This window comes from Legionella sheltonii, from assembly GCF_026191355.1.
Lineage (GTDB): Bacteria > Pseudomonadota > Gammaproteobacteria > Legionellales > Legionellaceae > Legionella > Legionella sheltonii.
This window is the reverse complement of the sequence record NZ_JAPHOQ010000005.1, coordinates 220,975-233,949: the sequence shown is the minus strand read 5'-3', so window position 1 is coordinate 233,949 and position 12,975 is coordinate 220,975. Positions and strand designations below refer to the sequence as shown.

Below are 12,975 nucleotides of genomic sequence, written 5' to 3'. Positions count from 1 at the left end.
AAGATGCAAATAAGGTTACAGCCATTTCTTTTTTTTAAAAAGGAAATACAAGAATAAGGCACAGAAAATAATTAAACCTAATGCGCCAAAATATCCGTATTTCCAGTGTAACTCAGGAATCCATACAAAATTCATTCCATAGATTCCAGTAATTAAATTGAGTGGCAAAAAAATGGAGGCAAAGGCAGTGAGTACGGCCATTGTCTTACTCATTTTTTGCATTAATTCATTATCAATTTGTCCTAATAAGCTATTTAATAACTCACGAATTGAATCCACTTCATGAATGATGAGATGGCTATGATTCGATAAATTATATAAGGAAGAACGGCATTCTTCTGAAACAACAGAAATATTGCGAGTCGTAATCCGCATTAAAATTTCTCTTATTGCCATCATGTAGCGTTTGATTTGTAAGGTCTGGTGCTTTACCTCGGCAACATCCTTATAGATATTTTCATTCGTGGTTTGTAATAAAGAATCGAACTCCTCCGCTATTACCTCATAATTAAAAAGCACCTTGGCATAGTCATTAATAATCCCTTCAAGAAATAAAAATAATATGAAACAAGAGGTTTTTGCATAATGAATAGACTTTGAACAATTGTTTAGAAAATCAAATAATACAGGCAGCGGTTGTGCCGACGCAGTAAAGCAGTAATTCGCAGTAAGATGAAGCACTAAGTTATCGAGTTTAATTTCATTATTCTCATCGAGCTCAAGCGAAGCCAAACATTTAATTTGCAATGTGAGCGCCTTATCATTATCAATGAGATTCGTTAAATAATTTTCTGCACATAATTTAATGACCTCTTCAGGTAATTTGAGTGTGCTGGCGAGTTGATTAAAGACATCGACTTGCTGGAGGTTGCTATGAATCCAATACACTTTGCTTTTATCGTGGGGATTGATCTGCAATTCCTCAAGAGCAAGCTGTTTCATGCTGTGATGGGTTAAATCAAATTCAATTGCAACGGTATCAAAAGTATTCATTTTAACGTACATCCCTGTGATGCCTTTAATTAATTATGACTTGTTTTTTCTGATAATCAATTTCAAGACAACTGCTCTGAATTTGCGAGTGTTCTCTACAGAAGCCCGTCATCCTGATTTGTGTGGAATGACTTACCCAGACCAAGAGTAGTTTCCCAAGCACTCCGCCATCCTAAGCAGTTTACAACGAGGGATCTCCTTATTGCGACACTTATCATGTTGGGCCAAGTGTTTAGACAAGGGCTCTGGGTAATAGGCATACGTATATATTGCTACACTATTTTTGTTAAGGATTGCATTCACATGGTCATTCGTAATGATCGTATCCCATATACTCGGTTAATAATTTGATAAGGCGTCAGTTGTGAGGCAATTTGTTTCAATACAACACTAAGTGCGGATTTTTTCCTCCTCAAGCGCACCCCAATTGTATAAATTTAGCACAAAAATTCATAGAGTTTGTTAATATTCCCTTAATAATTTATCTATAAAATACCGCCATTGTTAAAAATATTCATGCAGATAAAGACTTTCAATCTGGATGAACGGAGGACTGATACAACTTAGGCAATCTGAATCAATAAGCTCGATTTTGTTGAAATAGATTTTTTAAGTTATATCAGTGATGTTTAACAAATAAACCCAATCCATAAGAAAAATAAGGGTTAGTCCAATTCCATATTTTGTTTGCACCCTGCCTTAAATCATCTGTTCACCCAACTATCTCAAGCAAATTGACCTGATTTCTTAGGACTAAAAATTAATTCGCATTGATCTATTATTTTTCATTTTAAAAAACGAATTAACTTTATAAGGTTCAAAAATGACCATACGCTATTTATCTTTTGATTTTGATGGATGTTTATTTAACAAGGCTTATGTTGAATTACCCCATAACAATTTTACCAAGCATCAAACTGATGCCGTCCTCGTTAATAATAAAGAGTTTCTGGAAAAGCTTCGAAAACAAAATGCCAGCTTTTCAGCAGTTTACGGTCTCATTGGTTCAACCCGGCAAGATTATTTTACAGACTTAATGAATAGTGGTATTCCAGAACGATTTAAAGGGTCTTGTTGTCCAGCAATTGCGACTGTTTGTGATTATCTAGGAATGGCTTTAGAACCACTCCTTCTTGCTGACATTGAAGGAGAGTTGGAAAGCGGCACCTCATACAAGCGCATTATGGATGAGATAAAAAATGGTACATGGATGGATTCCGATAAAAATATTCATCAACATGCAAGCTGTGCCCGCATGGATGAACATAAAAGAACCATTCTTTTTGCGCAAATGCAAAAAGCCGCTGCGGATCATCCAGAAGAAGAAATCATATTTGATTTTTTTGATGATCGACTAGACATCTTATGGATTCTAAAAGAATATTTTAATAAATACCCCCACATGATTCCTAAGAATGTACGACTGCGTATACACAGTTATGCTGGAGAAGAAGACAAGTTATTTGAGTCGATTCAAGGTATAGGAAACCCAATAGCTAACTATCAATTCTGCTTACGCAAAATGCATGAAAACGTTAAGTATTTGCATGAAGTTGCAGAGGCGCTTAGAGATATTGCTTTAACAACACGTCCTGAAGAGAAAATATTTTCCATTGTGAAAGAACTTGCGGAAAAGGGACTCTATTTTGAGAGTTTTGAGCAAGCAAAAGGCTCCTTTGCTCAAAATCCTAACGCACCCTTTGCGGTACATCCAAGTAGACATAAGGCTGACGGTCTATATCTGGTGACTGTTTCTTATCCAACCTCTAAAGATATTATTTCTATAAGATATGGTCTGGATTTTGAAGGCAAATTATTCCTAGTTGATGATGAGGATAAACGATTTGAGATAGAAATGGATCCCCAAGGATTGGCTGCCACACTGACAACCCATGTTGGTCGCGCCAAAAATTTTGTAGCAACCACTGAAAAGTTGAACAAACCTGTTACGCAACCTGCTGAGTCAAAACCTGAGGAAGTGTCAAAAGGCGAGGCTCTTTACCAGGAACTCACAATGAGTCCTTATTTTGTTGCCGATGCAACTAAGGTTAAGGCCGTTCTGGAAGCCAATCCTGAGTTCCCCTTTGTGATACGCAAAAGTAGCGCCTCCAAAGAAGGGATGATAACTTTTGTTGCCGCCCATGATACATCAAAGGGAATTGTTTCCACACGCTATGGGCTCAATAACCAGGGTGAACTATTTACTCTCGATAACGATGGCGCATATAAGCTCACGGACATATCTGAGGATTTAGTAAGCGTTTTGACAGAACAGACTCTTGTTGTGACTGAAAGAGTCAATCGTGCCAAAAGTCTTGAGGATATCACCTTTAGTGCCGCTCAAAAAACGAATCAAACAATAGGAGTTTTGGTAGCAGAACAAGGATTCTTTGCAGCCAAAGTGGCAGAGACTACAGATACATATGGTCCTGGTCATGATCTGCAACCCTAAATAGACTGTAGCAAGCATAGGCCGGACTTATGCTTGCTTTTTTCCATAAGGTTATCAAAATGACTATACGCTACATATCTCTAGATTTTGATGGATGTTTATTCAATAAGACGTTCATGGAATTATGGGGTAATCAATATAAAGGCCGGCAGGCTAATGCCCTTATTCTTGCAAATCAAGGTCTTCTATTCCAACTGAAAAGAGAAAATACAAAATTTTCAACAACCTATGCATTCATTGGCTCGACCAGACAGGACCTTAGTATTGACGAAGTAAATGGGAACGGATCATGTTGCCCCGCCATACTCACTATTTGCAATGCTCTGGGCATGGTACATGACCCCTTACTACTGGCCGATATAGAGGAATATTTGGAAAACGGCACTTCGTTCAATTTAATCATGAGCGAAATCACCAAGAACACATGGGGTATGTTCCATGAGAATACTCATCATCATGCTTATTGCAAGCAAACTGATGAATATAAGAGGCCGCTGCTTTTTGCACAAATACAAAAAGCAGCGGCGGATCATCCAGGAGAAGAAATAGTTTTTGATTTTTTTGATGATCGAATGGATATATTGACAGTGCTGAATCACTATTTTAGCAAATATCCCTACCTGATTCCTCAAAATGTAACCCTACGCTTACATCGTTACGCAGGAGGAAAAGAGCAATTAATAGAGTCTCTTCATGGTGAAGGAAAACCGATATCAGACTATGCATTCTGGGTACGTGTGATGCATCAAAATATCAATGATCTGGATAAAGTTGCAGAGACACTGATGGAACGTGTAATGAGCCCCAAAGAGAAAATATTCTACATTATGAGTGACGTGTTTCAATATGGCCGCTTTATCAAAAGTATTGATGAGGTGAAGGAGTACTTCGCTAAAGATCCTAAGGCTTCCTATGTGGTGCATCCCAGTAGGCAACATGGTGATGAACATGCACTGTTCTCTATTTCCTTTAAAACGGCTAAAGGTATCGTTTCATTTCCCTTTGACTTTGATTTTAATAGCAAAAAAATCTTTCTGGTTAATGAGGATGAGCGATTCGAAGTAGACCTGCATCCGCGAGGAATAACAACCACACTGTTTTTGCTTACTGAACAAGCAAAGTTCATAATAAACTATGATGACAAATGGAAACCTGGCACTCATAATGTTCAATCAAAAATATCAAAAGGTGAAATTCTTTATCAGGAGCTTACAGAAAGTCCCTATTTTGTTGCCGATGCACAACGAGGTAAAACCGTTCTGACAGATAATCCCCAACTCCCCTTTGTAATACGCAAAAGCAGCTTCTCAAGGGAAGGGATGATCACTTTTGCTACTGACTTTAATACCTCTAAGGGAATTTTTTCTAAACGTTATGGCCTGAATGCTCAAGGAGATCTTTTTGTTCTGGATAACAAAGGCGCATGTAAGCTCAAAAACGGTTCCAAAAACTTATTGGACATTTTGATCGAGCAAACTCTTGTTGCGGAAATACTTGTGAATCGAACCAAGAATATTGAGAGCATTACCTTTACTCGTGATCACAATAAAGCGGGTTCTAAGGATCAAACAACAGGAGTTGTGGCCTCACAAAAAGGATTCTTTGCTCACAAAGCGCCACTTCCTGCTGGAGCTCATATTCTTCCTCATGATATGAAACTTTAAATAATATTAAGTAGCAAACATAGGTTTGGCCTGTGTTTGCTTTTACCTCTCAAAGAACAACCTCAAAGGCTGTTTTTAAATTATTTTTTAGCAAATCCTCTTGAACCTTTAGTGTAGATAAGTTAATTATCAACATGGACCCTAAATATCCAATTAGATTATTGGAATGCAAAAAGGATTTAGACATGAAGACAAAAATACCTACTTTCTCAAAATCGCAACGCAAAAATCCTAAAGACAGCCGGGCCTTGCCGGTGCAATTGGTACAACGCGCCGAACCCGATCGCACCTACTATCTTAAAAGTACCGCAGCAGAAATAAATAATTTTTTTTCCTTGCGCGTCAAAGAGCTGTACCACACTCTGGCATGGACCTTTTCTTTAGAGTCTGTGGATTGGAGTACGTTTAACAAATACATCTGGCCTACCATTTCTTCTGGTGCCGGATTACTTCTTGGTCATTATCTAACACCGCTTCTAAGCGAATACCTAATGGGGAGTTCCGAATATGATTTTGTTATCAAATTTCTTTTTAGTGCAACCCTATTAGGATATTGTGCCTTAAATCGGATTACAGACAATAAACTAGAGTCCGGAGTGGCACTATCTGCTGCGGTAGCCAGTGAGGTTATGGCAATAACATACATGTACAGTTCGGTTTTTAAGGGCACTACCTTTTTACTCCCTGTAGCTGATGAATATTCATTAATTGCCGGATTGGGAGCGAGTACATTGGTTGTTCCCAGCGGCATTTCTTATCTCACCCAAAAAGCACAAGAATTACTCGTCCGCTTCCAATACAGTCGAGGCGCACAACGCTCAGATACCGCAGTGATTTCCAGCGGGCTAACGCCAGTATCCAATATCTGGTTCCAAATCAATCATTTTATCGCCAGTGAATTAATGGTCAGTTCCCGTGCCTTTCAATTGGGACTTATTTCTCACAATATTCGTTATGCGGACCGAATCGTACAAAAATTTCGTAACTTACCGGCATTACTCGCTGATTTAGCCCCATCGACGATAAAAAAAATGCGGGTGCAACAAGAAAAACTGGACCATGATTACGAATACAATCATAAGGTACATCGGGTTTTAAAATTTACCGCAAATGGACCCATGCTCGTTAGTGTCCCCAGATACAGGCTTCGTACTGGAGATCTCGTTCTTTGTGATGAAAGCATCACTTTGGATTGTGTGCCCATATCTGGAGAGCTTGTCGCGCTACAACGTAACGTAGAAGGGCAATGGACGCCAACGCTGGAGCGAAAAAAATTTAGCGTGAATCTTAAAGCGCAAAATGGAGAGGATGTTTGGATAGAACATCACACCAAAGCGAATTTGACCTCAGACTACAAAAAAGTGGACTTATATGCAGTTCGGGATGGCAAACAAGCAGGAGTACTTGTAGGCGATAAATTAAACCTGTATGGGAATGACAATATTTTTATTCAAATTAAGCCTGAGAAGGAACTTGTATTAAGTAGTAACTATGAGAAGAAAGCAGTTATTAATGAGATTATCGCCGAACGCAAGCAAAGAAGTGTTTTATATTCTATTTTAGGCTCCATCATTATGGCTGCTTTTCTGCAGCGGGACATTACCCTAATGCCTGCAGAAACGCTAAGACTTATGTTCACCCTCTTTCAAACAATGATCCCCTTTTCTGAGGCTTTTTTACGGGAAACTGTGAATAGCCGCTTAATGAAAAGCCTAAATAGCAATTTGGGGGATCAACCTTTTGAAACGATTGATGCGCTTCGTCTGGTGGATTTATGTAATGCTTTGGGTGGATATTATCGTGATAAATTTCCCTATGGGGTTGCGATTATTTCAGATAAAACCGGCACTCTGACAACAACTCAAATGAATGTATTAGGCTTGTGGACTACCGATATGCAATCTGAAGTACAGCACCTACTCAAAGAAAACAAAGGAAATCTACTGCTACCCGAAGAATCACAATGGCGTAACTCCTTTGAGGTATTTTGTTATGCCTTTACTAACAATATAAAGGAATTAGAACCTGAGGAACATGCCATTTTGGGGTTATTCAAATCTTTATTAGATAGTTCTCAGTGTTTGGAAGTGACCACCCTCGGAAACAACCACTTTAAAAAAGTGATTGCTTCTAAAAAAGAAGTTGAGACGTTTCATCTGGGTTTATATCGTACCTTTGGCGGCCGTTTCACTCTCGTGCAGGATGGTGAAGAATCATCTCTTGTCTTTTGTGGGGTGCCTAAAGCGGATGCGTTTCAAGAAACTCCTTTGTTACGGGCTTATACATCGATGCAAAGTCGTACTGCAGTTTTATCCCGCGATTGGTGTATCGCCCACACGCCAATTAATGAATTTGAATTTACAACCTTAAAAAAATTATTTGATAAAGATGATAAAAAAGCGATTGAAGAGTTTATTTTAAAAAATCCATCATTACTCAAAAAATTAAGCTATTACGGCACTTTTATTATTGATAACCCAGTTAAAAAAGGGGCTGAACAATTTATTGCTCAATGCCGAGAAATATCCGTTCCGGTATTTGTAGCAACAGGTGATACAACTAAAGCAGCGGTAAATATTGCCAAAGTATTATGTCCGGAAAATGCGAAAAACATCATTACCATTCGCGCCAATCAGGCTGAAGACCAAGCTTTTGACGGTTTAAGTGAAAAAAATTGTCCACCCGATGCCACAGTCATATTTGCCGGCGTCAATGAAACCTTATTGGCAGAGTTTCAAAAACTGTTGGATCGAGAGAAAACAAAACGTCCAGTCATTATTTTTGCAGAAATGAGTACCGAAGGAAAAGGTATTCTTGCCCGTTATCTCAAAGATCATCATTATTTTATCGTCGCAAATGGTGATGGGACCAATGATGTCATGATGATGAAAAACTCCAATGTGGTTATCGCCCATCATTCCGATGATGGTACATTTGCCCCTGGTGTAGGTGCTTTAGCAAATATCAGTGAAGAACAACTCAGAAGATTATTTGGTTCTGATAAAACCTTTTATGAGCTTTTTGACATTAATCTTCCGAAGAGCCTGTTTGTACAGCAATTTGCTCCTTTAGCAAATTCACAAGAAAAGCCGACGATGGCTTTAGCACTTAAAAGCGGAAAAATGACCTTTGATCTAGCGAAAGCGGTCGGCGCAAATGTCACGGAAATGAATCAGCAACATTGGTATAGCGTTGCATTTGACCTATTATGGTTATGGATTGCATTTTATGAAATTAATCAAAGCGCTGATTTACCCATGGATAACCGCAATATCAATGCGTCAAGACTGATTTCAAATACTATGGGCATTGCGCTACTCATTGCAGTTTTTCAATCTTTGGCGAACTATGCGCTGTTTAATGAATCAACCAACTTAGGCAGCATGCTGATGATGTTAACCCTGCTCCCTTTCGTTCTAAAAAGTGTTTTTTCAGGCTTTCAAATGGTTCAAGAGAGTTTGTACCCAGCACCTGAAATCATTGAAGTTGAAGAGGAAAAGGAGACGAATACCAATCGCTCCATCCTCAGTTATGTGGGTTCTTTTTTTTCACGTAAACCTGCAAAGCAATCGGAGAAAATATCTGCTACTCCTAAACTGCAATAGGATAAAAATCTTGAAGAAAAGTCAGATTTGAGTATCAAATAGGGCTTTTCTCAATTATTTTTTAGTAAGAGGAGTGCCGAAACAAGCAGCAACACGCCTCCGATGACAATCAAACCAGCACTGGAGATTAGGGATAATAAATTGGAGCCAAATCCGGTAACCATCCACGCAAAAGCCATCACAGCGCCTGATATGCCCATCACCCACCCCTGCGATTGGGCATCAACCGCATTGGAGAATAGCGTTAGTAAACAAGCAAAGGCCATAATATCAAAAGTTGCGATAACCACCGCTAAGGGCCATTGCCACAATGAAATGGGCATCACATACACCAGTAATTGACCTAAGCCCGTGAGTACAAGGGTAAATAAAGCGATGTGCTGGACCTTATATCGTTTAACACAAAGGGGCATGCCAATAAGGATGCCTATAGCAAAACCTAAACCGATCATGCCTTGAACTGCACCTAATTGCCAATTGGTGTAATGGTAAGCTGTCTTCATATGTACAATGATGAATTGAAAATAAAGGCTAAATCCCATTTGCATCAATAAAAAAACTAATGCCAGAATGCGAACGGATTGATGTTCAAATGCTTCTATGAAAATTTGTACTGGACGAAAAAAGGATATTTTTTTATGAGATAAAGCTAAAACAGTGTCTTGATAGCCAAGTTCGATCCAAGCCCAAGCGATAAAGGCAAGGAATGATGCCATCAAAAAAGGGGTCGTAAAAGTAAACCAAGGCAGTAATTGTTGATCCGACATCACTCCGCCAAGTAAGGGCCCTAGAACAGAGCCAAAACTAAAACTCATGGAAATGAGACTCATGTTTAAGGCCTTAGTTTCAGGTGTACTCAAATCAGCAATAGAAGCTTGCGCTATCGGTTGGCTACCCGCCATTAAACCAGAAAGAGCTCGGCCAATAAGTAATAAACTCAAACAAGAAAAAGCAACTCCAGCCCCCATAAGTAGAAAACTAATGGTTATTCCCAACATGCACAACAATAATACTTTTTTCCGTCCCCACACATCGGATAAATCCCCCATAAAGGAAGTTCCAAAAAACATGCATAAGGGATAAAGCATATAACTTAATCCTAAATAAAAATGTTTTACTGCCATACTCGCATTGGCACTTAATACTGGACTTTGTTCCGCTGTAAATATGGCGGTCATTACTGGATAAACGAGTCCAAAACCTAAAGCATCAATGACAACTGCAAAAAAGCAAGGAGCGGTTTTTCGAAACATAGAACACCTTTGGATTGAAAATATAATCTAATATACTGATATTCTTAAGAGATTGTCTAATAAAGAGAGTAAGGAATCCCTCTGATTCCCCATCGGTCAGCGCTTTGATTGAATAAATAGTTTGGAAGGATATGATAATTAGCAAACTACATCCAGGCCATTTCCGCAAAGACGGGAATGACCTATGATTTTTTTAATAAAGTCTTTGTGAGAAAAAATCAATACAACTTTCTTTTTACGGCTCAAGTGGCAATTTATTTTGTTCGATAAGTTTTAATGCGGCATCCACTGCATCTGCATCATATTGAATCCCTCTTCCACGTTTAATTTCTGCAATAGCTGCATTCAAACCTAAAGCGGGTCTATAGGGTCTATGAGATGACATTGCTTCCAATACATCAGCTACGGCAAGCACCAAGGCTTCGGGCAAGATCTCTTTTCCTTTCAGTCCTCGAGGATAGCCACTGCCATCAAGACGCTCGTGATGTTGCAAAATAACTTCGGCTACAGGCTCTTTAAGTGGAACATCTTTTAAAATATCATAGCCCGCTTGTGGATGCGCCCTGATGAGCTCCATTTCAACATCAGTTAGTCGAGTTGGCTTGGAAAGAATTTCCGCAGGTATTGAGATTTTCCCTATGTCATGGACTAACCCCATGAGTTCAATTGATGCACAACGTTCCGCGGACCAGCCAAGCTCTTTGCCAATTTCCTTGGCGATTAATCCCACCCGACGCTCATGGCCTGCTGTGTAGGGATCACGAAGTTCAACCATCGACGAAACAGCAAGAAAAGTTCCCTGTATAGCTGCTTCTAATTGAGCGACATATTGATCTATTTGTTCTCTTGCGTGCTGAATTTCGGTCACATCATCGGCTATGGTCAAGAACTGGGAAGTACCCTTCCAGGATATGACCGTCGTATCAACTCTTAAAATTAAAGAGGTACCGTCACTTTTTCTTGTTAAAGGTAAGTTATAAGTAATACTCGATTCACCCAGCTCTAATTGCTCCCATTTTTCAAGAACTAATTTTCTTGTTGTTTCATCGTCTATCAAATCCAGCAATCCAATTGATAACAAATCTTTTTCATTTCGACCAACTAGCTCACAAAAACGTGGGTTTACATATAAAAATCGCTTTTTATTACGTATGTAGACACCAACATGTGCTTGTTCAATAAATGCCTGGAAACGTTTTTCACTTTCTTTAAATCGCTGTTCTGCCTGGGTTGCTATTTGTTCCGAGTAAAATCGGGTAAGCGTAGTCTTTAATAGAGTAGCTACTGAGTCTAAAAGAGAAACTTCCTCGGGTAAAAAAATGGTCTCTGAATGAGGGGGAGCACAATAATATACATTTATCTTTATTGCAGATCCGTCATTTAGTCTAAATTCCTTTTCCAATTGATAAGGTAATTTTTCTGCATCAGGATTTGAACTAAACACACCCCAATTACTTTCTATTTTTGCTACCATGTGTTCAGGGTATTGAAAAGCAGAGGGTAACTCATTAACCGTTTTTGCAAATAGTTCTTCAATATTTAAACTGCTGAGCGCAATTAAATTTGAAATTGTATAAAGGCATTTAAGTTCTTTAATCCGTTCTCCCAGGTCGTAGGTCAATTTTTTTCGCTCTTCTTCAAGCGCTTTACGAAAAGTGATATTTCTTACGATTTGTACCCAAGAATTGGGAAATAAATCAGATTCTATAGGTGACAAGCTGCATTCCACCCATCCCTTTGTTCCGGTCTTAATTTCCACAATAAATTTATTTCTTGTGATCGGCAGTTGCAAACATACGGCACATTGCTCGATCGCTTCAGACTTATTATGAAACAGGTTATGGGAAGATAGGCCCACTAATTCCTCAGGTTTAATCTGGGTATATTTTCCTGCCTCAGTGTTCGCTTGGCTGATGGTGCCTTCAGCTTGAACAATAAACGTAGGATCAGGAATATTATCGTAAGTTGTTGCAGCACGTGCCAATATAGCAAAGGGTCGACGTAAGGTTTGTACGACTAAAGCGATGTAGATAAACCAAAAAGAGTATATTTTCAAAATATGGCCGACTATGTTCTGTATGCCAAATAAATTTCTATAATCTGAAACTGCTAAATCGGAAAGGATCATGGAGATCAAACTCAGGCTCATATATAAAAGCAGCTCTTTTGATATCATGGCTTTCTCATACCAAAGTAATATGAGTGTCATAGTCAAAATAAGAACTACCCCCCATTCGCAATAAAGCTTAAACCAAGTCACCCCATAATTATCAATATAGGTGATTGGAAAATGACCTGAAAAAATGGCTGCAAAAATAGCTAGAACTATTAAAAAAAATATAAAATTAACCACCCAAATCTTCATGGAATGTTTAAAAAAATAAATCGCAAAAAGAAAAGATAAAGCCTGAAGAAGACGAGCAGAAACCCAAAGTTGAGTGCTTAAATTACCTCCTCCTTGAGGCAATAAATCCATTCCCTGATATGAGAGAATATGGGCGATATCGAGGAGTGTACACCAACCTAAGGCTAAAGAAATAAAAACGACAAACTGATTTCTGGTGAATTGTGTCGTTGTGGCGGCTACAGTCATTGCAGTTAATCCAATAAACACCGAAATTAACTCAGTCAGAGTGTGAAACACCAGAAAGTTGGTTTTATACTCAATTAAAATACAGATTAAGAATAAAGCTGTGGGTGGTATCAATACTCTCCACAGCGGTGATTGAACTGGGACATAAGGAGTATAGGCTTCCCTAACAATACTCATTAATGTACTCCCGATGATGTTCCTTGTTCATCCGTATGCATCCCGTAAATGGAATTGACTCATATTTTGCTTTTCTAAGTATAGTTCAATTAAACGTTTAGGTTTGATTTTAATAGCGTACCAGCATAATGAACGGAATATGTATGATTAACTCAAATACTCACAAAAGACTCAGCTCATATTTCCTTAATTATTTATTGTTAAAATTGTTTTAATTTTAGCTAATAGTAATGAGGTT

6 protein-coding genes are annotated in these 12,975 nt (G+C 38.6%); 3 read left to right on the top strand and 3 right to left on the bottom strand.

Features of this window, described 5'->3' with window-relative positions:
• Positions 1 to 15: 15 nt before the first annotated feature.
• Positions 16 to 993 (bottom strand): magnesium transporter CorA family protein, encoded by a 978-nt coding sequence (locus OQJ26_RS07400; RefSeq protein WP_265703231.1) that lies wholly within the window; start codon positions 991 to 993, stop codon positions 16 to 18.
• Positions 994 to 1,816: 823 nt separating this feature from the next.
• On the opposite strand from OQJ26_RS07400, the gene OQJ26_RS07395 reads away from it, so the two are divergent.
• The 3 genes from OQJ26_RS07395 (at position 1,817) to OQJ26_RS07385 (ending at position 8,714) form a co-directional block, all read left to right on the top strand.
• Positions 1,817 to 3,445 carry a hypothetical protein gene (locus OQJ26_RS07395; RefSeq protein ID WP_265703230.1) on the top strand — a complete coding sequence of 543 codons (1,629 nt, stop codon included), beginning with the start codon at positions 1,817 to 1,819 and terminating at the stop codon, positions 3,443 to 3,445.
• Positions 3,446 to 3,504: 59 nt separating this feature from the next.
• A complete protein-coding gene (locus OQJ26_RS07390) occupies positions 3,505 to 5,109 on the top strand; it encodes a hypothetical protein (protein WP_265703229.1) in 1,605 nt (534 codons plus the stop codon).
• 185 nt (positions 5,110 to 5,294) lie between these two features.
• On the top strand, positions 5,295 to 8,714 hold the full coding sequence (locus OQJ26_RS07385; protein ID WP_265703228.1) for an HAD family hydrolase: 3,420 nt from the start codon (positions 5,295 to 5,297) through the stop codon (positions 8,712 to 8,714).
• A 50-nt stretch (positions 8,715 to 8,764) separates the two neighbouring features.
• Here the strand turns inward: OQJ26_RS07385 and OQJ26_RS07380 are convergent, their stop codons facing one another.
• Positions 8,765 to 9,967, bottom strand: coding sequence for an MFS transporter (locus OQJ26_RS07380; protein ID WP_265703226.1), 1,203 nt, complete (start codon positions 9,965 to 9,967; stop codon positions 8,765 to 8,767).
• A gap of 235 nt (positions 9,968 to 10,202) precedes the next feature.
• Positions 10,203 to 12,737, bottom strand: a complete 2,535-nt coding sequence (locus OQJ26_RS07375) for an MASE3 domain-containing protein (protein ID WP_265703225.1) — start codon at positions 12,735 to 12,737, stop codon at positions 10,203 to 10,205.
• Positions 12,738 to 12,975 lie beyond the last annotated feature (238 nt).